24 protein-coding genes are annotated in these 25430 nt (G+C 41.6%); 13 read left to right on the top strand and 11 right to left on the bottom strand.

Features of this window, described 5'->3' with window-relative positions; genetic code table 11:
* The first annotated feature begins 84 nt into the window (after positions 1-84).
* The gene (locus tag JMW61_RS11745) at positions 85-1221 is read left to right on the top strand and encodes an alkene reductase (protein WP_201551491.1); all 1137 of its coding nucleotides are present in this window, start codon (positions 85-87) and stop codon (positions 1219-1221) included.
* A 217-nt stretch (positions 1222-1438) separates the two neighbouring features.
* Positions 1439-1660 (top strand): hypothetical protein, encoded by a 222-nt coding sequence (locus JMW61_RS11740; RefSeq protein ID WP_201551489.1) that lies wholly within the window; start codon positions 1439-1441, stop codon positions 1658-1660.
* A 238-nt stretch (positions 1661-1898) separates the two neighbouring features.
* On the opposite strand, the gene JMW61_RS11735 is transcribed toward JMW61_RS11740, so the two are convergent.
* Positions 1899-2795, bottom strand: a complete 897-nt coding sequence (locus tag JMW61_RS11735) for a 3-hydroxyacyl-CoA dehydrogenase (RefSeq protein ID WP_201551487.1) — start codon at positions 2793-2795, stop codon at positions 1899-1901.
* 508 nt (positions 2796-3303) lie between these two features.
* Positions 3304-3519 (bottom strand): hypothetical protein, encoded by a 216-nt coding sequence (locus tag JMW61_RS11730; protein WP_201551485.1) that lies wholly within the window; start codon positions 3517-3519, stop codon positions 3304-3306.
* Positions 3520-3580: 61 nt separating this feature from the next.
* On the opposite strand from JMW61_RS11730, the gene JMW61_RS11725 reads away from it, so the two are divergent.
* Positions 3581-3784: a hypothetical protein gene (locus tag JMW61_RS11725; RefSeq protein ID WP_201551483.1), complete on the top strand. Its 204-nt coding sequence runs from the start codon at positions 3581-3583 to the stop codon at positions 3782-3784.
* Positions 3785-3928: 144 nt separating this feature from the next.
* Here the strand turns inward: JMW61_RS11725 and argE are convergent, their stop codons facing one another.
* The 3 genes from argE to JMW61_RS11710 all read right to left on the bottom strand — a co-directional run bounded on the left by argE (position 3929) and on the right by JMW61_RS11710 (position 6403).
* Positions 3929-5074: an acetylornithine deacetylase gene (gene argE / locus JMW61_RS11720; RefSeq protein ID WP_265090122.1), complete on the bottom strand. Its 1146-nt coding sequence runs from the start codon at positions 5072-5074 to the stop codon at positions 3929-3931.
* Positions 5075-5273: 199 nt separating this feature from the next.
* Positions 5274-5948, bottom strand: coding sequence for a DUF1028 domain-containing protein (locus JMW61_RS11715; protein ID WP_201551481.1), 675 nt, complete (start codon positions 5946-5948; stop codon positions 5274-5276).
* A 41-nt stretch (positions 5949-5989) separates the two neighbouring features.
* On the bottom strand, positions 5990-6403 hold the full coding sequence (locus JMW61_RS11710; RefSeq protein ID WP_201551479.1) for a RidA family protein: 414 nt from the start codon (positions 6401-6403) through the stop codon (positions 5990-5992).
* Positions 6404-6656: 253 nt separating this feature from the next.
* Here JMW61_RS11710 and JMW61_RS11705 point away from each other — a divergent pair, with 253 nt between their 5' ends.
* The 4 genes from JMW61_RS11705 (at position 6657) to JMW61_RS11690 (ending at position 12626) form a co-directional block, all read left to right on the top strand.
* Positions 6657-7889 carry a flavin-containing monooxygenase gene (locus tag JMW61_RS11705; RefSeq protein WP_201551477.1) on the top strand — a complete coding sequence of 411 codons (1233 nt, stop codon included), beginning with the start codon at positions 6657-6659 and terminating at the stop codon, positions 7887-7889.
* A gap of 45 nt (positions 7890-7934) precedes the next feature.
* Positions 7935-9416, top strand: a complete 1482-nt coding sequence (locus JMW61_RS11700; protein WP_201551475.1) for an aldehyde dehydrogenase family protein — start codon at positions 7935-7937, stop codon at positions 9414-9416.
* 76 nt (positions 9417-9492) lie between these two features.
* Positions 9493-10881 (top strand): purine-cytosine permease family protein, encoded by a 1389-nt coding sequence (locus JMW61_RS11695; protein ID WP_201551473.1) that lies wholly within the window; start codon positions 9493-9495, stop codon positions 10879-10881.
* 152 nt (positions 10882-11033) lie between these two features.
* Positions 11034-12626 carry a GMC family oxidoreductase gene (locus JMW61_RS11690; protein ID WP_201551471.1) on the top strand — a complete coding sequence of 531 codons (1593 nt, stop codon included), beginning with the start codon at positions 11034-11036 and terminating at the stop codon, positions 12624-12626.
* Between the two features lie 185 nt (positions 12627-12811).
* Here the strand turns inward: JMW61_RS11690 and JMW61_RS11685 are convergent, their stop codons facing one another.
* From JMW61_RS11685 to JMW61_RS11660, 6 genes are all read right to left on the bottom strand, one after another.
* Positions 12812-14551, bottom strand: a complete 1740-nt coding sequence (locus JMW61_RS11685) for a BCCT family transporter (protein WP_201551469.1) — start codon at positions 14549-14551, stop codon at positions 12812-12814.
* Positions 14552-14593: 42 nt separating this feature from the next.
* Positions 14594-16081, bottom strand: a complete 1488-nt coding sequence (locus JMW61_RS11680; protein WP_201551467.1) for an aldehyde dehydrogenase — start codon at positions 16079-16081, stop codon at positions 14594-14596.
* A 61-nt stretch (positions 16082-16142) separates the two neighbouring features.
* On the bottom strand, positions 16143-17180 hold the full coding sequence (locus JMW61_RS11675; protein ID WP_201551465.1) for an LLM class flavin-dependent oxidoreductase: 1038 nt from the start codon (positions 17178-17180) through the stop codon (positions 16143-16145).
* 42 nt (positions 17181-17222) lie between these two features.
* Positions 17223-18134 (bottom strand): flavin reductase family protein, encoded by a 912-nt coding sequence (locus JMW61_RS11670; RefSeq protein WP_201551463.1) that lies wholly within the window; start codon positions 18132-18134, stop codon positions 17223-17225.
* 35 nt (positions 18135-18169) lie between these two features.
* Entirely contained in the window at positions 18170-19006 is an 837-nt protein-coding gene (locus JMW61_RS11665; protein WP_201551461.1) for an alpha/beta fold hydrolase, read from the bottom strand.
* 13 nt (positions 19007-19019) lie between these two features.
* Positions 19020-19622 carry an amino acid synthesis family protein gene (locus tag JMW61_RS11660; RefSeq protein WP_201551459.1) on the bottom strand — a complete coding sequence of 201 codons (603 nt, stop codon included), beginning with the start codon at positions 19620-19622 and terminating at the stop codon, positions 19020-19022.
* A gap of 187 nt (positions 19623-19809) precedes the next feature.
* Between JMW61_RS11660 and JMW61_RS11655 the strand changes: the two genes are divergently transcribed.
* The 6 genes from JMW61_RS11655 (at position 19810) to JMW61_RS11630 (ending at position 25416) form a co-directional block, all read left to right on the top strand.
* The gene (locus JMW61_RS11655) at positions 19810-20463 is read left to right on the top strand and encodes a GntR family transcriptional regulator (protein ID WP_201551457.1); all 654 of its coding nucleotides are present in this window, start codon (positions 19810-19812) and stop codon (positions 20461-20463) included.
* 12 nt (positions 20464-20475) lie between these two features.
* Positions 20476-20856, top strand: a complete 381-nt coding sequence (locus JMW61_RS11650) for a carboxymuconolactone decarboxylase family protein (protein WP_102091459.1) — start codon at positions 20476-20478, stop codon at positions 20854-20856.
* Between the two features lie 26 nt (positions 20857-20882).
* On the top strand, positions 20883-22334 hold the full coding sequence (locus JMW61_RS11645; RefSeq protein WP_201551455.1) for an NAD-dependent succinate-semialdehyde dehydrogenase: 1452 nt from the start codon (positions 20883-20885) through the stop codon (positions 22332-22334).
* A 649-nt stretch (positions 22335-22983) separates the two neighbouring features.
* Entirely contained in the window at positions 22984-23604 is a 621-nt protein-coding gene (locus JMW61_RS11640; RefSeq protein ID WP_201551453.1) for a ShlB/FhaC/HecB family hemolysin secretion/activation protein, read from the top strand.
* Between the two features lie 562 nt (positions 23605-24166).
* Positions 24167-24556: a nuclear transport factor 2 family protein gene (locus tag JMW61_RS11635; protein ID WP_201551451.1), complete on the top strand. Its 390-nt coding sequence runs from the start codon at positions 24167-24169 to the stop codon at positions 24554-24556.
* 41 nt (positions 24557-24597) lie between these two features.
* Positions 24598-25416: an SDR family oxidoreductase gene (locus JMW61_RS11630; RefSeq protein ID WP_201551449.1), complete on the top strand. Its 819-nt coding sequence runs from the start codon at positions 24598-24600 to the stop codon at positions 25414-25416.
* Positions 25417-25430: the final 14 nt, after the last annotated feature.

Below are 25430 nucleotides of genomic sequence, written 5' to 3'. Positions count from 1 at the left end.
GTAATCATTAGATTGGTTATTAATCATCAAAACAGGCCAAACACCTTTAATAACAAGCCATCAGCTGCTTTAAAAGAGACACTTATGACACCAACCATTCTAAATACAAATACACTATTTTCCTCTGTAGAACTTGGGCCTTATACACTCAAAAACCGTATCGTAATGCCACCGTTGACACGCTCTCGTAGCACGCAACCTGACAATATCTCTAATGACTTAATGGCCAGCTATTATGCACAGCGTGCTACAGCAGGCTTTATGGTGACTGAAGGTACGCAGATTGAACCAAGAGGCCAAGGCTATGCTTGGACACCGGGTATCCATTCACCAGCCCAAGTTGAAGGTTGGAAAAAAGTCACGCAAGCAGTACATGACAAAGGCGGTATTATTTTTGCTCAGCTTTGGCACGTGGGCCGTGTGTCGCACACCAGCTTACAACCTAACGGTGCTCAGCCGGTAGGACCGTCTGATATTACCGCTGATAACGTCAAAGTATTTATTGAAACAGGTCCAGGCGAAGGTGCTTTGGCCGATCCAAGTGAGCCACGTGCACTCAGTACCGATGAAGTTGGTGAGCTAGTAAATATGTATGCGGCAGCTGCACGCAATGCGCTAGAAGCAGGGTTTGATGGGGTAGAGCTGCATTGTGCCAATGGTTATTTGGTCAATCAGTTTATTTCTGAGCATAGCAACACCCGTGATGACCAATATGGTGGGTCATTGACCAATCGTCTGCGCTTCTTAAAAGAGATCGTCGCTGCTGTCAGTGATGTGGTCGGTGCTGATCGTTTGGGCGTGCGTTTTGCGCCATTATTTGCCAGTACCACTGAGACACGTGTGTATTTGGGCTTGGTAGAGTCAGATCCCCATCATACGTATATTGAAGCGGTCAAAGTGCTTGAGCAAGCTGGCATTGCTTACTTGTCTATTGCAGAAGCAGATTGGGACAATGCGCCTGATTTACCAGACACTTTTTATCAAGCGGTCAGAGAAGAGTTTTCAGGCCGTATTATTTATGCTGGCAAGTACACGGTACAAAAAGCTGTGAACATTTTAGAAAAAGGCTACGGTGATTTATTCGCGTTTGGTCGCCCTTTTATTGCCAATCCAGATTTACCAGAGCGTATTGCCAATAACTGGCCATTGAATGAAGCAGACCCTGCCACTATGTATGGTGGTACTGATGTTGGCTATAGTGATTATCCTTACTATCGTTAATCCTCTATAAAAGAGTGACAGCATTAACCTCGCTTGAAGTATCAGATATACATCTACACTCGGTTGCCTTGACTCTCTTTTAAGCTGAATCAACTACATTAATAATAGTGAAGCATTTAAAAAGTGAATGAGATAAGGCCATTGATGGCCTTATTTCTATTTATAAACTTAATGCTTTTATATAAGCAGAGGCTTAATCATCAATCGGTATCATGCCATGAATCAAAATACTAAAGAAAGACTGATACGTATATTGGTAGGGTATGTCGGACTTTATCCAACGCTCCTGATCGTATTGACGTTATTGAAGCCTGTGACTCAAGGCTTAAGCCTACCAGTGGTGGTATTAATTGAAGCTATCATACTCGTTCCGCTGACACAGCTAGTTTCTTTCCCACTAGCAGGTAAGCTGATTGATATGCTAAGAAGAGAGAAATAATCGTTCTTTACATAGCGCATTTACCGCAATACTTGTGTTTACCAAGCTGATTCCTAACGAACCTCTAATGAACTCCAAAGCTTTGTTATACAGGTTTGACTGTAAGGTTATTCTTCTACATATTAAAAAAGACCTTCAATTGCTTGAAGGTCTTTTTGGTTTTATAAGTAATGTGAGCTTTCTAAGCATTTAACATAAAATTCATGCTAACAAATTCTTATGAATAAAGAGCGGTTTTTCATTTCAAAAAGTCAGGTTGCATAAAGGCAGGGTTTGGATAAGTATAAAATCCTTCTCCAGTTGCCGCACCCATTTTATTTTGATCAATCATCTGCTCTTTCAGATATTTAGCGGCCTTTAATCTTGCAGGGTTTTGAGTCGTTTCAGCGGCTAGCTTAGTGATGTTGTAGGCCGTGTTTATACCGATGGTATCCAAGATGCCAAATGGTCCTACAGGCGCACCAGTCACTATCATCCATGTCTTATCAATTGTATGCGGGTCTGCAACCTCTTTGGCTAATAATTGCAGTCCTGCGTCTATAAAGGGCGCTAATAAACTGTTCATTATGTAGCCGGGTTGTTCTTTATACAGCGGCATTGCAACCATACCAATGGCAGTAGCAAAGGCAACAACGTCATTAAACACCTTAGGATCTGTGCCAGGATGTCCCATAATTTCAGCGACATTATGCATCCAAATCTTATTGGCAAAATGTAGGGCCAAAAATTGAGCAGGTCGTCCCGTTGATTCCGAAAACTGGCTAGGGAGTAGGGTTGAGGTATTGGTGGCAAATATGGTCTTCTCTGGCGCTAGTTTGGCAAGCTTTTCATAAAATTCGATTTTAATGTCAGGAATCTCAGGAATGGCTTCAATCATTAAATCAGCATCTTTGACTGCTTCTGCTAAGTCTGAGGTGTAGCTGAGATTATCAAAAGCCTTGTCCAACTGCTCTTGAGTTGCCCTCAAATCCTTTCGAAAAGCTTTGCACATCAATTGAAATTTTGACTTTGCTTTTTCTAATACCTCGTCATTAATATCGTAGACACTGACATTAAAGCCATGGAACGCGGCTTGAAAAGCAATTTGATAGCCTAGGATGCCGCTTCCAGCGACAGTTACATTTTTATACGTCATTGTATTAATTTCCTAAAAGTAGTGGATATAGGTCGCTAGATAAATGTCTAGAACTTATAGATCTATTATTAGACTGTTTTACTTTATTATTCAACCTTCATTTTTATAAACACATTAAAGGTATCCCAAAAGTATTGCTAGGCAAGCATTAGCTAATTTCACACCACTTGACTTATTATTTTGTTAAATAATTCAATAACTTGCTGTTAGTGCTTATATGTTTACACCTGATTATTGTACGATGATTGAAGGTTGTTTTGATATCATAACGGCATTTTTAATGACTACTGATGTCAAAGTATTGTGCAGAAAGTTATAGCAGAGGGGTGGGTGATATATTGGCGGTCATTTATTCAAGCCGTTTCACTTATAGTCAAAGAACTCTAAAATGGGTACAAAGCAGCCGACTGCAGATTGTATAAGTAGTATATCTAAGGAGAATAATGCCGTAGCGGTTTAGTAATTCACCGACTATATCATTCGCTGCTATAGCTACATCACATTGCAATCACACAAGCCTAGTTACCGTCTCGAAGCTGTTTTGCTCATACATAGTCGTAAACATATGAGTAGGGGTTTTTTCTTGTAGCTGCCGGTCACCATTCCAAAAATAAATAACCTGTTTGTATTTGGTCTTTTCTTGTTGAATGGGGAGTTTGATGGTCTTAGCAAAAAGCTTGCTCGTCAGACTGTTTTTATCTTTGGTTTGCGTTTGTTTACTCAAACGTTTACCAAACACATCTGTCAGAGAGGCCGCTGAACGACTATGCAGTGGGAGATTAGTGATGTGTCAAGAAGGGGGGTATGATTTGGCGTCGACACCTTATATGGGGCTTGGCGTTATTGAAGGTTTGAGTGGTATAACACTTGATTTAGAAAATCCTTTTCAAGTTTTTGGTGATTCTCTTGGCTACACTAAAGAAGTATTACCTCATCAAGCAGCTGTTATTGAAGTCGCTGGAAAGCAGGTCAAAAATATAAATATTTAGCATAGAACTGATGGTTTTAGCTAAATAAAAGGAAAAAGCAGTGAGTATATATTCTTCATTACTTAAGTAAGGTCATGAGAATGATATAACCACTGCTTCATGTATCTTAGCCGCCCTCGCCATTTTTACTGACAGGGTTTTACGCTATTTCAGCTGTTCTAATAAATTCTCTAAAAACAAGTCACACTTATTCATTTCAGAGATTTCTACATATTCATTGGGTTTATGTCCTTGTTCCATTGAACCTGGCCCACAAACAAAAATAGGGCTATCAAAGGTTTTAGAAAACAAACCACCTTCTGTACCAAAAGATATTTTCCCAACGGTAGTATCATCGGACAGCAATGACTTTAAGAATTTCAATTCAGGATGCTCATGACTGGTACTCAATCCTGGATAAGCATTCATAAAGTGAATGTTGGCATACTGGCTATAAGCGTGTTTTTGTAGGTTTGCATTGATGATATCGGTAATCGTGTCAATACTGTCTTCTGCTATGTGGCGTATCTCATAATCTATGGTACAGCTGGCTGAAACCTCGTTTAACGCGGTACCGCCTTGGATTTTTCCAACATGAATAGTGGTGTAAGGAATATCATACTCTTCATCACGTTGTCCGCTACGTGCTAATTCATTTTGGCTATCTATTAATGACGTTATCACTTGGGTGGCAACATGAATCGCATTACGGTAATTGGGTGCCATAGAAGAATGCCCGTTTTCTCCACTACAGTGCGCTTGATACACGGCTTTACCTTTATGCCCTAACGCTATTTGCATAGAAGTCGGTTCACCAATCACACAAAACCGTGGCGTCTTCATCAAAGTTGGTAACTTAGGTAAGATATTTCTAACGCCTAAGCAACCAACCTCTTCATCAAAAGATAAACATACATGCAGCGGGATAGTCAGTTTCTGCTGGCTGGCTTGGCACATTATTCGTATTGCACAAGCGATAAAGCCTTTCATGTCCGTCGAACCGCGCCCGTAAATTTTATCATCACGTTCATCAGCGATGAAAGGATCACTCTCCCAGTGGTCTTTATTAGCAGGAACCACATCGGTATGCCCTGATAATAAGACACCATGTTCCCCGATTGGACCAGTTGTAGCAAATAAATTGGCTTTGTTGCCTTCTTCGTTATAATCGACAACTACAGAAATTCCATAGCTGTCGAATAGAGATTTGATGGCTTCGATTAAAGATAGGTTGCTTTTATAAGAAGTCGTGTCAAAACCAATCAGTATTTTTAATATTTCTATGCTGTTGTCTTTCTTTATTAATGACATAAATAACCTCTTAAATTTGAATGTTATTGGTCTTTATTGTTAGGTGTCTTAGGTTCGGGGGGGTAGCCTAGGAATATTGCCATCGTCAACGTATTGCTAATAGTGATAAGCAAAAGGTTATAGCAATACTGCGTTACTACGTTTTGGATATTAAGTGACAACGTAATACTTATTTTTATTGGCATTGGCATCATATGACTTACAAATCGCCAGGCACACCGTAACTTGGTGCAGTCGTTGGATCTACTGCTCTTGCTATGTAGTCATTCATTTGTGGCTCATAAACCTCCCAAGCAGTCGCTAGATCATCAATTGGGTTTTCTGACCAGTCTATCCGTAAGTCAACGATAGGCCACTGTATGTCTTTAGCCATGATCATCAATCCCACCGAATGGACAGGACCAGCTTCGCCGCCAGCAGCTAAACCGGCTTTCATCGCAATCAAAAGACGTTCTGCAAGTTGCCCACTAGCCTGTTCGAACGCCTCAGCAATCGCTTGTGGTACAGAGGTGTTGTCGAGCAAGTTTCCCGCACTAACAATATCTTCACCTATAAAATGCCCATGAACGCCTAACGTATGCTCTCCACTGAATACCGCGCCTTTGTCTCCATTGTTCAAGGCAACCAATTGGCGATACTGTATAAAGTCTTCATTTTCAACCAAGCGCTGAATCGTATTCTCCGGCGTATATCCTTGCTGTAACGCATCAAGAATTTTTTTACCTAGGATAGGGTCAGTAATATTTTGACTCATTACCATGCCAATCCCAGCGCGACCATGTAGACAGCGTGACGCAACTGCAGGTGAAGAAGATGATACTGCACCTCCAATTTGGCCTGTTTTTTTACAGCGAGCAATAATAGAAAAGGTCATGTTAATCTCCAAATTTAATAGTGTTTACTCAATAATCTAAATTAGTCAGGAATGACAGCAGTGGCATCTACTTCTACTAACCATTCAGGCCTTGCTAACGCTGTGACTACGATACCTGTAGAGACAGGGTATACGCCTTTCAGCCACTTGCCGACGACACGATAAACCTCTTCACGATAGCGCGGGTCAATAATATAAATAGTGATTTTGCAGATATCTTCTAGTTCACCACCTGCTTCTTTCAATAGCATGTCGATGTTGTACATCGCTCTTTCCGTTTGTCCTGCTGCATCAGCCAGACAAACACTTTCTGTAGTTTTGAGGTTTTGTCCAATTTGACCTCGTAGAAAAACAGTACGCCCTTTAGCCACGACTGCCTGACACAGATCATTGTCTATATTTTGCTCGGGATAAGTTTCTTTGGTATTGAAGCAGCGAATCCTGTCATGTTTCATATTCTGTACTCTCTAATGATATGAATGAAGAGAATTTAGTATAGGTAAGCGCTGAAACCTTATCTATTCTGATTTTTTGTACTGCTGATTCAGAAATAGTAAACCAGACAAAATATCTGATTTTAGGCCGTGGCATTCACATGCTGTTTTCGGCTGATTTTGTTTTTCTGAATCAATAGTTATTTAAAGAGTTATTTCAATTGTTGTTGTTTCACATAGGATGTAAATAGATATTAATTCACTGGAGAGAACAATGCAGACAACGGATACGTTAGTGATTGGGGGTGGACAAGCTGGTATTGCAATGAGCGAACACCTGTCCAAAGAGGGTATTGATCATATTGTCTTGGAGAAAAACCGTATTGCAGAAGCGTGGCGTACTCGTCGTTGGGATTCTTTAGTTGCCAACGGACCTTGCTGGCATGATCGTTTTCCTAGCATGCCGTTTGAGGATGACCAAGAAGGGTTTATACATCATGACAAGGTTGCTGATTATTTCCAAAAATACGCCGAACATATTGATGCACCTATTCAAACTGACGTTGCGGTGACCAAGGTTACTCCTTTGCAAGGCAAGCAAGGCTACCACATCACTACCTCAAAAGGGGAGCTAGAAGCCAAGCGAATCGTGGTAGCAACAGGGGCGTTCCAAGTACCTTCTATTCCACCGATTATTCCTTCAGCCGCTAATGTGCAGCAAATTCACTCAGATAGTTATAAAAATCCTGAACAGTTACCAGAGGGTGCTGTATTAGTGATTGGTAGCGGTTCATCGGGCGTGCAGATCGCCAAAGAATTAAATTCTGCTGGCAAGACGGTTTATTTATCAGTTGGCGCGCATGAACGTCCACCACGCCGTTATAGAGGTCGCGATAATGTTTGGTGGTTGGGTGTATTAGGAGGTTGGGACAGAGAAAAACCAAATGATGGACCATTAAAAGGCTTTGCTGTCAGCGGTATGAACGGCGGAGAGACAGTTGATTTCCGTAAATTGGCCCATGATGGTATTCACTTATTAGGCTTAACAAAGTCATTTTCTGACGACACCTTAACCTTCAACGATGATTTATTCGACAACGTCAATGAAGCAGAACAAAACTACTTGGCGCTTTTAGATGTGGCAGATAAATACATTGAAGACAATGGTCTAGAGCTACCTGAAGATCCAGAAGCACGGGCGTTCTTAGAGCTACCTGAATCTATCAGCAACCCAACTTTATCAATAGATTTTAGTGAAAGTAACATCACCAGCGTTATTTGGGCCACTGGTTTTAAGTATGACTACAGCTGGTTAGAAGTTGATGTGTTGGATGATGTCGGTCGACCATTGCATAACCGCGGTGTTACCTCAGCAACTGGCATTTATTTTGTTGGTCTACCTTTCTTATCAGGGCAGGGGTCGTCCTTTATTTGGGGTGTTTGGCATGATGCTGGACGCATCGCTGAACATATCGCTATCAAGAAAAAATATCATGAGTATGGTTAGTGACACAACACATGTTAATACACAGTATTTCTATAGGAGTAACTGATGAATACGTATAACGAACTTTATATTGATGGAAAATGGGTAGCACCATTAAACGGAGCCACCATCGCTAGTATTGACCCTAGTAATGAAAGTGTGATTGCAGAGATTGCTAGTGCTACTGTTAAAGATGCAGAAGCTGCTATCAAAGCAGCTAGAGAAGCGTTTGATAACGGTAGCTGGTCTGGACTCACAGGTACACAACGTGCTGAGTATCTGCGAGCCATTGCCAAAGAAATTAACGATAATTTGGATTTTTTGGCAACGCTAGAAGTACAAGATAACGGAAAACCTTTTACTGAAGCTCAGCTAGATATGAGTGGTGTGGTCGCTTGTTTTGAGTTTTACGCCAATCTAGCAGAAGATTTCGATAACAACCAAGAGTCTGAGGTAGAGATTCATAGTGAGGGTTATAGCTGCTTGGTTCGTAAAGAACCGTTAGGTGTCGTTAGTGCCATTATTCCATGGAACTTTCCTTTAGATATGGCTGCTTGGAAAGTCGCTCCTGCTCTCGCAGCGGGTTGTACGATGGTATTAAAACCTTCAGAAGTTACCTCAATGACTGCTATAGAGCTCGGCCGTATCTGTCAAAAAGTTGGATTACCTAAAGGCGTATTAAACATAATCACGGGTCATGGCTCAGAAATAGGTCCTATCTTATGTGAACATCCAGCCGTTGATAAAGTTGCTTTTACTGGTAGTGGCCCAGTCGGCAAGCAGATTATGAGATCAGCCGCAAATACGGTCAAAAACATCAGCCTTGAGCTTGGTGGGAAATCTCCACTGATTATTTTTGATGATGTCGATATTGAAACAGCAGTTGAATGGATCATGTTTGGTATTTTTTGGAACCAAGGCCAAGTTTGTTCTGCAACCTCCAGAGTACTGGTTCATGACAGTATCTATGACGAACTGACAGCACGCTTAGTGCAAGAGGCTGAAAAAGTCGTCATTGGTCATGGTATGGATCAGGACGTTCAGTTAGGCCCTGTTGTCAACAAAAAGCAGTACGATGCCATTATGGCCACGCTTGAACGAGGTAATTTAGATGGTGTCAATGTACTAACTGGCGGCAAACGAGCCAGCGGATTTGATAAAGGGTACTTTATTGAGCCGACCGTTTTTGGAGATGTTCCTGAGGATCATCCTATCTGGACAGCTGAAATTTTTGGACCTGTCGTTGCCCTTCGTCGTTTTAAAGATGAAGCAGAAGCCGTCGCGAGTGCTAATGATTCCGAGTTAGGTCTGGCTGCTGGTGTTATTTCTAAAGATATCGATAGAGCCAACCGTGTCGCTCGAAATCTACAAGCAGGTATTATTTGGGTTAATTGTTCACAGCCTTTATTTTTACAAGCGCCTTGGGGTGGTTATAAACAGAGTGGTATAGGGCGAGAGTTGGGCACTTGGGGTCTTGATAATTACTTAGAAACCAAACAAATCACGACATACCACAATGAAGCTCCGTTGGGCTGGTACTTAAAGTAGGGGTTAATTCCTGTTTAATTCTTTCATTGGGCATACCACGCTTTTTTAACAACATTAACCAGTAATAGAGGCATCTATGAATAATAATGATGGGCCGACGAAAACGTCGATAAGTATGGAAAAAAGAAGCGTTGAGTTTATTCCTTTAGATGAACGTACAGGAAGTTCGCGCGAATTGTTTGGCATCTGGTTCGGTTTTAACATGGTGCCTTTAGCCTTGATTACCGGAGCAATCGGTATCGTTAGCGGATTGTCTTTTTGGTGGTCCGTATTAGCGATTATTATTGGTGGGCTTATCGGTGGAATTACGATGGGTCTTCATGCATCACAAGGACCGAAGCTTGGTGTGCCACAGATGTTACAAGCTCGAGGGCAGTTTGGATCAAGAGGTGCAGGGATACTGACTGTAATTGTTCTCTTGATACTTCTTGGCTTTTTTGTTTCGAACTTGGTCGTTGCTGCACAGGCCTTACAACTGGCCATACCAGGAATACCAGCCTCATATGTCATTTTGTTTGCTACATTGACCAGTTTGGTTATTACTATTGTTGGATACTCGCTTGTTCGATATCTGTCATCAGTTGCCGCTTGGGTAGTAGGGATTATCTTATTATTGATTGCAGCAGAAGCCGTTTTCAATATAGGAGACTACTCAAGTCTTACTGAAGTGGGGAACTTTACGGTTGCTTCATTCTTTATGGTGATGATGATTACTGCGTCTTGGTTGATTGGGTTTGCTCCTTATGTATCTGATTATTCAAGATATATGTCTCCAGATAGTGATGAAGTTGCCGCATTTTGGGGAACGTATTTGGGATGTACCCTAGGTGCTGTCATCGTCATGATAATCGGCGCGTTTTTGGGATCACAGATAGCAGCTGGTGACCCGCTTGTAGCACTAAAAGAGAATTATGGGTTTTTTGGGCTATCTATTCTTGTTGTCATGTTCGCTGCAACCGCAATGGTCAATTGCATTAACTCTTATACCGCCACATTGAGTATGTTGACCGTGTTTAAAGGTGTATTTCCCAAATCGGATATAAGCACGTCAATACGAATCTCTACTGTCGTTATCTTTCATGTGATTGCTTTTTTTATGGCAACGGCAGTGGGTGATGACTTTTTGACCAGCTTTACAAACTTCATCTACCTTCTCATTTACTTCTTAGTCCCTTGGTCCGCAATTAATCTGGTTGATTACTTTTTGATTCAGAAGGGTGAATATCATATACCGTCCTTTTTTGAAGAAGGAGGCGGGATATACGGACGCTGGAATGTTAATGCGATGGTGGTTTACGGGTTAAGCATACTTATTGAAGTACCGTTTATGGGTATTAGTTTATATACCGGCCCATTGTTCGAATTGCTTGGCGGAGTAGATATTGCCTCGATAATAGGATTTATCTTTGCAGGTGCTTTGTATTACTTAGTCAACAAAAACAAGAAAATAGACGTTAATGCATAATTTTTCTATAGAGATGGTTGGTTCAATTTAGGTGTGTTATGTCGTTAATCTGGCTTGTGGTACAACGTGTACGATCTTGACTTGGTAGCTTCACACTTTGGTTGTCTTGGACCGACTATATTTTTTACATATTTTTTAAGAAGGATTTAATCATGACTTATGACTATATAATCGTTGGTGCTGGTTCGGCAGGATGTGTGTTGGCCAATAGACTAAGCGAAGATCCGAAGGTCAAAGTATTGTTATTAGAGGCCGGTACTTGGGATACCAACCCATTAATTCATATTCCAGCAGCACTGCCAGCCGTAGCACCCGATGAAAAATTAAATTGGGGATATATCACTGAAAAAGAAAGTCAACTAAATGATCGTGAACTTGTTTGGCCCAGGGGAAAAGTAATTGGTGGATCAAGCTCTATAAATGGCATGGTATACACCCGTGGCAATGCTGGTGACTACGATAAGTGGGAAGAATTGGGTGCAACTGGCTGGTCTTATAAAGATGTATTGCCATACTTCAAAAAAGTAGAAGCCAATGAGCGTGATGATGATGTTTATCATGGCAAAACAGGCCCTTTACATGTTTCTCGTGGTTTTCGAACATCAGAAATATCTACTTTGTTCGTTGAAGCGGGTAAGCAAGCTGGGTTTAAATTTGCTGATGATTTCAACGGAGACGATCAAGAAGGTTTTGGTGAATTTGATGCGACTGTACACCGAGGCAGACGCTGGAGTTCAGCTACTGCATTCTTGAAACCTATTAAATCAAGAAATAATCTTTCTATCATTACTAGTGCCTTGGCAACTAGGGTGTTATGGGATGGAAATCGTGCTATTGGGGTAGAGTACCAAAGTCAAGCTAAACTACACCAAGTCCATAGCAGCAAAGAGGTCATCTTATCGGGTGGTGCGATTAATTCTCCTCAGTTATTGCAACTCTCTGGCGTTGGTCCAGCAGAACTATTGAATGAACTTGGTATAAAAGTCGTTGCTGATCGTGCTCAGGTTGGTGAAAATCTCCAAGATCATCTTTGTGTTTGTGTGACATCTAGAGTGATTAAGCCGATTAGTCTTTATCGTTATTTGAATCCATTCCGTGGCGCAATGGTTGGTCTGCAATATCTGATGGGTAGGCAAGGCATGGCTGGACGAGCACCACTATCGACAGGCGCATTCCTAAAAACAGATCCAAGTTTGGCTTACCCAGATTTCCAACTTCATCTCACTCCTGCTTTGGTGGTGTCACATGAGGGGTCGTGGCCCACAGAGCATGGATTTACGATTTATGTTAATCATGGCCATCAAAGAAGCCGAGGCTCAATAAAAATCTCTAGTAAAGATCCTAGTGTCCACCCTCGCATTTTTGCTAATTACTTCTCTGATCCAGAGAACGAAGACCTTATTCTTCTTCGTGAAGCTGTAAAAATAACGACCAATCTTTTACAACAGCCAGCATTCGAAGGTATATTAGGAGAAGGCATAGGGCTTACCGATCCCAATGCAACAGATGCTGAGATTGAGGATTTCATTCGTGCCAATGCTGAGACAGAGTATCATCCAGTCGGCACTTGTAGGATGGGTAGCGATGATGAGGCTGTCGTCGACCCTCAATTGAGAGTAAAGGGCGTTGAGGGATTGCGTGTTGTTGATGCTTCAGTAATGCCTTCGCTGATGAATGGCAATACGAATGCGCCGACGATTATGATTGCGGATAGAGCAGCCGATATGATTCTGAATCAAGTGTAGTTTGCATATAAAAAAACCACTCTAACTTGAACAGTTAGGGTGATTTTTTGAGTCCACGTAGTGATATAAGTAGCATGTTAGCTACGTATGTATAGCAAAATTTTGATTTCTTACAAAGACAGAGCTTCTATGAAATACCAACTGATTATAAGAACACCGACACAGGTGATATTCTTAAATAGATATCAGTCATTTTTTCTTTTTCGTACGCCATCTAAAATAAGAGCTTTCAATAAGCTAACTGCCATCAAAATAATGATGAGTGAAAAGGGTATTGCGGCAATAATCATAGCCGAGGTAATAGCACTCAATCCTCCGGCTAATAACAATGCTGCAATAACGGAAGCTAGAGCAAGACCCCACACGATGATGTGTTTTTGGCCATTTTCAACTTCGACCTCACCTCCAGCATTTAGCATATTTACAACTAGCAGAGCAGAGTCAGCAGAAGTAACCAAATAGGTTAATAGCAATACCACCACCATCGCTGATAATATTTTTGCCATCGTTGGCTCTAACATAAAGCCAATAATCTCGAATAGCTGAGCGGTTAACCCTGACTCAAATATTTTGCCACCAGCAATACCACTTAATTCTAAATCGATGCCAGTACCACCAATGAAAGAGAACCAGACAAACAGTGTCAAACTAGGCGCTACGATACCAATCAATCCAAATTCACGAATAGTACGGTTTTTGGAAATACGTGCTAAAAACATACCAACGAATGGTGCAAAAGCAATCCACCATGCCCAGTAAAAAATAGACCAACTGGTTTGCCAGCTACCCAATTCAGTATTGGGTTCCCAGACGGTAAATACCATTGCAGGCAAGTGCACGACGTAGGTGAAAATCCCTTTGCCTAGCATTTCTAGGGCGAACATAGAGGCCCCAAAAATCAAGAAAAAAGCTAAAAGGGAAAATGACAATATCATATTGATATTACTTAACCACTTGACGCCTCGTCCAACACCTGACAAAGCAGAAATCATCGCTAGGCACATGACCACAAACAATGATAGTAATAATGCTCCAGTGGTTGGCTCAGGGTTATTGGTATTAGTCACCAACCAATTAATACCAGTAATACTGTATAGCCCAGAAGCAAAAGAGCTTAAGCCAATACCAATTGTTTGTGCAATACCAAATATCGTGGCAATTACTGCAGATATATCAATGATATGACCCAATAACCCTTCTAAGTGTCTACCAAATAAAGGTGTTAATGCTGAGCGCATTGTTAATGGTAATCCACGAGAATAACTGAAATATGCCAAACAAATACCGACTAAGCAATAAGTTGCCCAAGCACTGATACCCCAGTGAAGAAAAGAGTAGCGAAAGGCTGCGTCTAGTGCTGACTCAGTTTTGGGTAATACTACGCCATCGATAGCAGTTAAAGTACTGGCCGCCACTTGGTTTTGATAAAAATTGAATACATCAGCACCTTGAGGTAGCTTGAGACCATTAGCATTCAACGCTGACATGATTATTTCTTTTGACATAATAGTGTCAGGATTGTTTGCCAAATGCCAGATAGGTTCGGCAGCACTATAGGTGAGTACACCAATACCAATACCTGCCCCAAAAATCATTGAAAACCATGAAAAATTTGAAAATTCAGGTTTCCCATTAGGGTCTGAGCCAAGTTTAGTGCGTCCAAACGATGGCCATAAAATAGCGGTCAGGCAGACAAATATATAAAAAGCGACAGAATACGTATAGTAGCTATTGAGATTGGTATAAGACCAGTTTTTCATATTATCCAGAATCGCACCGGAACGATCAATGTCGCTTAAAATCCAGATAACAACTAATGTCACCAAAATCTTCGATGTTATGGTGACAATACGGTTAAAACCTTTGTAGAAACCTTTGTCATGAGTTTTTATATTTAACTCTGTCAATGGGGGACGAATAGGCATAGTTTCTTCCTTAAAACTAATGTAGTAGATTACATCGAGTGGTTACCTCATGACAAAAGGATTAGCCATCGGCTCCGCCGAGATATTAATCCATGTCGTTTTTGTGCGAGTATACTGAAGTACAGATTCGCTACCAGCTTCACGCCCATAACCTGATTGATTGTAGCCACCGAAAGGTGCTGTAGGAGAGATAGCTCGATAGGTATTTACCCAGCAAATACCTGAACGAATCTGTTGTGAGACACGGTGCGCCCGAGCTAAGTTTTGAGTGAATACACCAGACCCCAAGCCATAGACGCTGTCATTTGCCATAGCAATAGCTTCTTCTTCAGTGTCAAAAGCAACTAAAGACATAACAGGTCCAAACATCTCCACACTTTGTGTTTCAATGTCAGTATTAGGACATTCTACTAAGGTAGGCGTAAAGTAGTTACCGCTAGCTAAAGCAGAGTCAGTAGGCGGCTGGCCACCGAAACGAATGGTCGCGCCTTGTGAGACTGCCTTTTCAAGAGTATCTTTAATACGATCTACTTGAGCCTTAGTGCATAAAGGGCCTACGTGAGTATTGGTATCAAGAGGATTGCCAATGACAATATTTTTGGCTTTTTCTTCTACACGTTTGATAATTTCAGGCAAGATAGAACGGTGAACAAACCCGCGAGATCCCGCCACACAAGACTGACCTGAAGCGCCAAAATTACCAGCAATCAATCCATTGGCCGCACTTTCTAAATCAGCATCATCAAAGACAATAATTGGTGATTTACCACCTAACTCCAAGCTCGTTACCGCAAAGCTATTGGCAGAATTTCTGACTACATGCCTTGCTGCATCGGGCCCACCAGTAAATGCGATTTTGTCTACATCAGGGTGGCTGGTCAATGGAATGGCACAGTTTTCAGCATCACCTGTAATGATAGATACGACACCTTTAGGGAAGCCTGCCTGTTCCACTAGTTCAGCAAAAGCAAACATAGGGCAGGGTGCTATCTCGGAAGCTTTCAAAATGATAGTACAGCCTGCTGCTAGCGCTGGGCCTAGCTTAGTCGCTGTTAAAAACATTTGTGCATTCCATGGCACAACAGCAGCGACTACGCCAATAGGTTCGCGTGTAGTAAACACGTGCATATCCGGCTTATCAATTGGTAGTGTAGCGCCTTCTACTTTGTCAGCCAGTCCTGCAAAGTAACGATAATAGTCGCTGACATAACGTGTTTGAGCCACAGTTTCATGAGCCAGTTTGCCACTATCCGTTGTTTCAATTTCCCCTAGTTTTTCGGCATTTTGCTCAATCAGATCTGCTAAGCGGTACAATAACTTACCGCGTTGGGTGGCAGTCATTTTTGCCCATTCAGGATTATTCAGTGCAGTCTTAGCACCATCGACAGCTCGTTCGACATCAGCAGGGCTAGCACAGGCGAATGTTGCCCATGCTTCATTCGTTGCAGGGTTATAGCTGTCTAGGACTTGGTTAGTGCTCCCTTCGCACCACTCGCCATTGATATAGAGTTGATAATGAGGTTTAGCCATAGTGGTTCTCCAAATTTCTTATTGGGTTATCTGTTTGTCATTTACTAGAAACTAAGTATGGTTATGCAAATGCTGGCATAACGTCATTGATAAAACGGCGCAAGGATGCCTGTTTCTGCTCATAAGTCATACTAGAGTCAATCCAAAATGCAAACTCGTCATAACCCAATTTTTCATATACTTTGAGTTTTTCAATGACCTGATCAGATGTGCCAATAGGCATGTTTTCTAACATTTTTTCAGGAGCATACATGTCGATTTTTGCCATTTCTTCTTCGCTTAATGGCTCAAGTAGCCCTTGATGGATAGGGCGTTCGTTTTTGAACCACGCGCCAAAATAGCAGTAGAAACGGCTGATACATTTTGCCGCTTCAGCAACGTCATTCGCATCACTACCAACGTAAGCATGTTGCAAAAGCATAATTTTCGGGTTTTTACCTTCGCCATGCTCAGCTTTGGCGTTTTTAAAGGCTGTCATTAAATTTTGGATTTCTGCCATGCCTTGCCATAGTGGGGTAACTTGCACGTTGCAGCCATGTTCTACTGCAAAGTTGTGGCTGTGAGGGTCACGTGCTGCAATCCACATGGGTACGCCACCTTTTTGTAAAGGTTTTGGTGCTGAAGTGGTTGATGGAAATTGGGTATACTTGCCATCATGAGCGTAGTCGCCTTTCCATAGTTGCTGTACTGCAGGGACAAGTTCACGCATGCGACCACCTGCTTCCATTGCATCCATACCAGGCATCAAGCGCTCGTACTCAAAATTATAAGCACCGCGAGCAATTCCCAAATCCAATCTGCCGTTGGTGACAATGTCAGTCATGGCCGCTTCTCCAGCCAGTTTAATCGGATGCCAAAACGGCGCAATCACCGTACCAGTACCTAGACGTACGTTTTTGGTGTGATGGGATAGATCAATCAGATTTAAAAATGGGTTTGGGGCGATGGTAAAATCCATACCATGGTGTTCGCCAGTCCAAATAGCATGCATTCCGCCTTGGTCGGCTATTTTTGCCAACTCAATGAAATCATCATGTAGCTGTTGATAGGTTTGTGATTCGTCGAGGCGTTCCATGTGTAAAAATAGTGAAAATTTCATGAGGCAAATCCTTTGCTGTGTATTTTTAATTAAATGTGAAGTTTAGTGGACGTTACCGTGTTCTTCTTGGCCAACATACACGCCATAAAGGCCGTTTTCGCTTTCAGTTGCATAACGTGTCATCATCGAATTCATGGCAGGAGTAGCAAAATCCTGTTCCGCGATATCAAAAATTGAGACGTATTCGCCGAGCCCTTCGGTCTCTGATGAGTTTGCAATAGCGCGATAAAAAATATAATTGGTATTTGTTTTGGCATTCTCATAAATAGAGAAGACCGCACCCAACTGCGCATCAATACCCTTGTCTGCCAAAAACTGTTGGATCGTGCTGACGGCATTGGTATTGTCATCGGTAGTCGTACTGGGTAAGGTAGTCTTACCATCCTTTTGACTGAGTAATACTTTTCCATTGTGCTCTATGATCACACCCACATTGACATGTTTTTCTTGCGTACTGATTTCTGCTGCTTCACGCTCTAATGCTAAGCTAAAATAACCACCAGACGCATACCCTAAGCCATACCCCTCACGAGATGAAAAATCAAGCACCTCACCAACTAGAAGGTGGTGATCACCAGCCTCTAGATTACGATCTGTTTTGCAAGAAAAATGCGTCAAGGCGCCTTTTATGATTGGATTGCCATGTTCATCTTTATGCCATTCAATTTGACTAAAGCGTTCGTCTTTTGAGCCCGCAAAGATATTCGAAATATTCTGTTGATCTTCACTCAAAATATTGACAGCAAAATGATCACAGTTAGAAAATACATCAAAACTGGACAAGGATTTTGCTGGGCATACTAATAGGAGCGGTGGATCCAGTGATACCGACGTAAAGGAATTAGCAGTAAAACCGACAGGTTTACCGTCATTAGATATAGCAGTTATGACAGTAACGCCAGTCATATAGCTGCCAAAGGCATTGCGTAGAGTTTTAGGATCAAGTTGTTTCATGAGAACCTCTTTTTAAAAATAGACATGCTTTTGGATTAAGCAAGCGTCATATTGTGTGAGTCACATTGAGTAAAAAATGTTGCCAATGCAGCGTTAACCATATTCGAATGTGTCATTTGAGTCATATGACGGGCTTCTGGTACGATAACGGCATCAGCATTGGGTAGTATATTTGCCATTGCCAGTGACATTTTAGGCTTAGAATTAACATCCAGTTCGCCTGTTAAAAATAACGCAGGTGCTGTAATGGATCGCAAGTCCACTTCTGCAATACCACGTAAATGTGCAAACATCTGATAGGCTCGTGCATATCCTAAGCGACTGCCATTATCTAACCATTTTTGACACAGCTCTGCCTCTGAGCGGTATTTAGGATTGCCATCAAACCATCTGGCTATCGGTTGCTCAGTAACATTTTGATTGAGATCGTTTATGAGCGATTCAGCTCTAGCTTGTACATCTTGAGCCGCCTCATCTGGACGATTATAAATCGCATTTAATGCAGCGATACCAAGTACTACTTTGGGAGACGATACAGCAGTCTGTAAAGCCATCATCGCGCCTAATGAGTGACCGACAATGATTGCTGGTTGACCCACAACATCATTAATGAATGTTGTTAGCACATCAGCAAAATCTTCCAACGTCAGGACAGAGTTAGATAATAAATCGCTCTCTCCATGTCCTGGCATATCAATCGCATAACAATGATAGTGTTTAGTAAATACAGATAGTTGTTTGTTCCAACTCTCTGCTCGTAAGCCCACACCATGGATAAAAACAATAGGGGTAGATTTTTCATTAACGCTGTCATTGGCACTTATACTGTAATGATAAGCGACTCCGTTGGATGTTTTACGTGACCACTTCATTAGTATCTACTCCCTATACGGCTGCTGGATTATCTAGATCGCGGCCTAAATCTTCTAAGTCTTGATAACGATCACCAATACGATGATGCGGACGGCCACCAGTCGCACCTCCTAAGACGATGACTACCTCATCATCACGAGGGGCATCTGGAATGGCGAATTGAATGGTCAGATAATGTGAGCGTCGACCGACATCATCTTTATCCATCAACGGTACCATGATGGGGGAGTTTGCCCCGCCGCGCATATTAGTAAACGATAAATAACTACTGGCAGACAAAGCTTCACGATAAAAGTTGCCAAAACGCAGCGTATGAATCAGGCCTGAGGCGTGTTCAATTTCACCATTAAGTCCAACGACAGCCGCTTTACCATACGCTTGTATCTTGTCTGCACCACCAGCTAAAGCAATTATTTTATCGGTCATTAGCTTACCCAATATAGGACCGAACGCTTGAATCTCAGGTTTTAAATCTTCGACATATCTTCCAGCCCACGGATTGGTAATCACTGCCGCAACAGCAAACATTCGAAGCGGTATATCAGCTGCCTTGAATCCTTCAATGAACGTTTCTTCTTCAAAAGTTACGATTTTTCTGATTTCTGGTTTTAGCATTATTAGTTCCCTACAGTGATGAATAATCTTTAACAATGTTGGTATACCATAATACGGTATTAAATTAATTACTAGCTTTTTTTTGAAAAAAATATTATGGTATACCGTAGTACTATATTAAAGCGTACTGTTTTTTTGCTTCACAGTCGTTATACTCTGCATTTACATCTTACAAAATAGAGGTCGTATGTTAGAGAAAGTGGAAAAACCAAAAACGTTGAAAGAGACAACACTAGAACAGCTACGCTTAGCGATCATGATTGGACAGCTTGAACCAGGTAAGCGTTTGGTTGAGCGCACAATTTGTGAGCAGTTAGGTGTCAGCCGGACTGTTGTACGTGAATGTATAAGACATTTAGAAAGTGAGCACTTGGTGACGTTTTCTGCGGGAGGATCTTCAGTTGCTGTTTTAGAAAGTGATGAGATTCGCCAAATTTACCATTTACGTACGATGCTAGAGAGCGAAGCAGTTCGCTATTGTGCTGAGCAAGTGACACCTGAGCTAGTAGATAAGTTACAAAACCACTTAGTCCAGATTCGAGAAAACTTACATGCAGGAGATGTGGTGGAGGCACTTGCACATTCTTATTCATTTTACGAGCATTTATTTGTGACGGCTGGTATGACGGTCGCATGGGAGTTAACGGAGAGATTGAATGGACGTATTGGTCGTTTGCGTTTTATGACTTTATCTACACAAGAGCGTGCTGCTAAAGGTCCTAATAACTTGCAAGATATCGTCAATAGTATTGCCAAAGGTGACAGTAAGTCGGCAATCGAAGCTTGTCGAAAACACATTGATGAAGCCTGCCATATGGGGTTGCATCTTAATAAACAGTAATAGGGAGTAGTAATGGACAAACAACGATTTGAATTGGGGCTTACTCAACGCAAAGCCACTTTGGGTGCTGAGTACGTCGAAAAAAACCTACAAGCTGCTGACGATTTTAACCGTCCATTCCAAGAAGCTATGACCGAATGGTGCTGGGGATTTGGATGGGGCGATGAGACGATTGATGCCAAAACCCGTTCGTTAATGAATTTAACTATGATTGCTGCCTTGGGGAAAATGCATGAATGGGAGTTGCATCTAAATGGAGCAATTAATAATGGTTGTTCTGTTGAAGAGATACGCGCTGCTATACATGCTATTGCGATTTATTGCGGTGTACCACAAGGTGTAGAGTGCTTTCGAATTGCCCGTGAAGTGCTGACCACACGCGGATTGTTGTAGTCCTAAAAAACCAGTTGGAGTGAGAAATGCAATTAAAGAATAACGCGTTGTTTAGACAACAAGCCTTTATCAATGGCGTGTGGTGTGATGCTGATAATAAAGGAACCCATGAAGTACTGAATCCTGCAACGGGAGAGCTGATTGGTACTGTACCAATGATGGGAAGTGACGAGACTCGACGCGCCATTGAAGCTGCAGATATCGCTCAATCAACTTGGTCGAAAAAAACCGGTAAGGAACGTAGTAGCATTTTGCGTCGTTGGCATACGCTGATTGCTGAAAATATGGAAGACTTGGCTGTCTTAATGACCCATGAACAAGGCAAACCCATCGCTGAAGCAAAAGGTGAAATACAAAGTGGGCTGGATTACTTAGAATGGTTTGCTGAAGAAGCGAAACGTATCTACGGTGATTTTATCCCTGGGCACATGCCAGATAAGCGTTTAGTCGTGATTAAACAACCTGTTGGCGTCACTGCAGCCATTACCCCATGGAATTTTCCGCACTCTATGATCAGCCGAAAAGCAGGTCCTGCGCTAGCAGCGGGATGCCCGATGATTGTCAAGCCTGCAATGGAAACGCCTTATTCTGCGTTAGCAATGGCTTATCTGGCTCAGAAAGCTGGTGTTCCTGACGGTATATATAGCGTAGTCACAGGTGATCCGATAGCGATCGGAGAGGAGATGACGACAAACGCTTTAGTTAAGAAAATCAGCTTTACTGGGTCCACGCGGGTGGGGAAAATTCTAATGAAACAGTGTGCTGATACTGTCAAAAAGATGTCATTAGAATTGGGAGGTAATGCACCTTTCATCGTTTTTGATGATGCAGATATAGATGCTGCTGTGATAGGCGCAATGATGAGCAAGTATCGTAATAGCGGTCAAACATGTGTATGTGCCAATCGTCTTTTTGTACAGGCAGGTGTTTATGATGAGTTTACCAAAAAATTAGCAGAGCAAGTACGAGATATAAAAATTGGTAACGGTTTAGAAGAAGGAATAACACAAGGACCTTTGATTTCTCAGTCTGCAGCAGATAATGCGGAGGCGCTGGTTGCTGATGCGAAAAGTAAAGGAGCAACTGTATTATGTGGTGGTCAAAGAGTTGAGGCTGGTAGTAATTTTTTTGAGCCAACTATTTTGACCGACGTCAACAACGATATGCGCGTCGCAGATGAAGAAATTTTCGGTCCTATTGCGCCAATTTTTAAATTCGAGACAGATGAAGAGGGTGTTGCTCTCGCAAATCGTACTGAATATGGTTTGGCAGGTTATTTCTATAGCCGAGATATCGGGCGTGTATGGCGTATTGCTGAAGCACTCGAAGTGGGTATGGTCGGAGTCAATACTGGGATGCTGACGACAGAGTTGGCGCCGTTTGGGGGTATCAAAGAATCCGGCTTGGGACGTGAGGGCTCAAAATATGGTATCGAAGAGTATGTTGAGACTAAGTATATTTGTTTAGATATTAATTGATGCGAGGAAAAATACTAAGATTATGATTCTTATCTAGATAAAAACACGTGACTGATAGAGCCTTTTGAGCTATGACACATAAAGCTTGAAAGGTTTTTTGTATTGGGCAATATTGTAATTAAGATAGTCAGAAATTAATAGTTATGACTATTAAAAGATAATGAAAAACCCTCAGCAACTGATGTTACTTGAGCAACAGTAGCTTGTGCCTTGTTTTTTTAATATCAGCAAGTTAAGCCCTCCCATTGCTTAACTACCAATATAAGCGAGGCGATCTAAGACATTGATTGGCGTAGCATGATACATTGTTTTTCGAAAGAGCCTATCCTACCGCCTTGACAGACTCAATACGAACTACAGTTCTGATACCGATTTCAGGTCTTTCAGCTAAAATTTCTTTAGTTAAGTTTAATAACAATCGTTGTGTTTTTAAGCGTTCACCTAAAATCTCGGAAATCTCACTTAGCATATAAAAATCAAACCTAAAATTCATAATTTAATCAATCATATAAGAATGTTAAACCACTATTTCAGCACTTAGTCATTCAAATATGAATGCTTGTTTTTATAAGGCTAATAATTATAAAAAAATACTTGTAATAAGTACCTGTTCTATACATAAGTCCACCACTATAAAAATGGTGGACTTATGTATACAAGTATTTTGAGAACAGATATAGCTGGCCCCACTTTAAGCCTTTTAACGGTCAGTATTGTCAGCATTTGTATGGGTGTCAATGCCAATGCGATCACGCCTGAGCAGTACCAAGAGCAGCGTAGTGAAGCCTTAAAACAGCAACAATTGGTTAAGCCTAATGTCAGTATAAATACTGATACGTATCAACAAGCACCTTCCACTTCTATAATGCCCGCCAGTTCTCAGAACACTGGTTCCGCTTCAACCCCTTGTTTCGATATCGACCATATTTACCTAACAGGTGAGCTGAGCGAAAAATTTACTTTCGCACTTATGCCTTATACCAAAGGTCAATCATCCCTACTGGGTAGCTGTCTATCAGTCAATGATATCAACCAACTGGTCACCAATGTACAGAACCGGATTATCGAAAAAGGTTACGTCACCACTCGGGTATTGGTGCAAAACCAAAACCTCAAATCTGGTCACTTAACGCTTACCCTCATTCCCGGTCGTATTGACCAAATCACTGCCATCGAGCCCAAGCTGATTTCTTTAAGGGGATTAAAACGCTTGGCTCTCGGCTCCTGTAGTACTTCTACCTTGCCATCAATGATATCAATAATAGAGTAGGCGGCTTCAGTCATGTGCGGCTCAATAAGCCCTGTGGTTTCGGTATCGAGTATATAAGTGGTCATAATAGGCCTTGTGCAACAGTGAGTTTTTGATAATTATAATTGATATAGGGTAAGGTGATAAGTAGACATGAAAAAACCCCGCAGCATAAAGTTTTCGGGGTTATATTTGGTATTACGTCATACTAAGGCGTGTCTTCAATTCAATCGATAAACATCTAAGATGAGCTTAGTGAACGCTTTTTTAATCAGGGTCTTGTGCTTGATTTTATTATTTTTAACAACAAATTTCACAAGCGGATTCTACAGCAATTTGTGATTGGGTCAACATATGCATGCAACGTAGGTACTGCTAGCACCACATTTGAATCTCAAACATGCCCTAATATCCGACGGTCTTTATCCTCTTAAATATAATAAATAAGCACTTAGGCAGTCAGCTGTTTTCAAAATAATATTGAAAGTGTTTCCAGTTATGGCTACTGTTTACTTAAGCATGCTTTTATTACAATAGGCGCTATGACGAAGCATCACTGATCAAACAACCAAGCAGGCCATTTATGATTTTATCTGCCAATGAAAATAATGCAATCGCATACTACAAGACAGCCTTCGAAGGCAATCCAAGACAAGCAGTTGCGGACTATGTCGGAGAAGAGTATATCCAGCATAATCCTGTCGTCGCAGGAGGTAAGTCGGGTTTTATTGAGTATTTTGAGCGTATGCAAGCAGAATATCCGAATAAATCAATCGAATTTAAACGCTGTATTGTAGAAGATGACTTGGTTGCCTTGCATACCCATCAAGTTTGGCACAATGCAGATCAAACAGTGGATGAGTACGTCACAATGGATTTTTTTCGATTTGACGAGCTAGGTAAGATAGTTGAGCATTGGGATTCTATTCAGCTCATACCAAAAATATCAGCCAATAGCAATAAGATGTATTAGAGTATTTTTAATGTTCAACAGACCCTAATAGGAGAGAATAAATGAAAACCATATTAATTACTGGAACGTCTTCGGGAATTGGACGAGCAGCTGTTATGCGATTTCAACGTGCAGGTTGGAACGTGGCCGCCACGATGCGTAATCCTGAAAAAGAAACGGAACTGCAAGCGCTCAACAACGTCCTTGTTTTTCCATTAGATGTAACGGATCAAAGCAGTATCAACTTAGCCGTTGAACAAGTGCTTAAAGAATTTGGACAGATTGACGTCCTACTTAATAACGCGGGATATGGACTGGCAGGTCCGTTAGAAGCAGTAGATTCAGCACAACTCGAACGCCAGTTCGCGACCAATGTATATGGTCCAATCTACATGATACAGGCTTGTCTTCCTCATTTTCGTATGAAATCAGCTGGCTTGATAATTAATGTGTCATCGATTGGCGGTCGGCTTACCTTACCATTCAACTCTTTGTACCATGGTACAAAATTTGCGATTGAAGGGATTTCTGAATCCTTAGCACAAGAGCTTGCACCGCAAGGTATTGGTGTAAAAATTGTTGAACCAGGCGGTGTTAGAACTGATTTTGCAGGGCGTTCTCTCGAGTTTATGCAAAAACCTGACCTTCACGCTTATGACAAGTCCATTCAAGGGGCAATGGCTGTTTTTTCTTCTGCTGATCGGGGTAATGACTACTCTGAAGCAAGTGATATAGCTGAAACAATCTATCATGCAGCAACGGATGGCACCAATAGATTGCGTTATCTGGCAGGTGAGGACGCATTAGCCATGTCTGATAATCGGTCTAAGATGTCGGATGAAGAATACATAGAATGGTCTGTTGCTCATTTTAATCTTTGAGGGTGATTATAGCT

This window comes from Psychrobacter fjordensis, from assembly GCF_904845995.1.
Lineage (GTDB): Bacteria > Pseudomonadota > Gammaproteobacteria > Pseudomonadales > Moraxellaceae > Psychrobacter > Psychrobacter fjordensis.
This window is presented reverse-complemented; position numbering and strand designations above follow the sequence as displayed.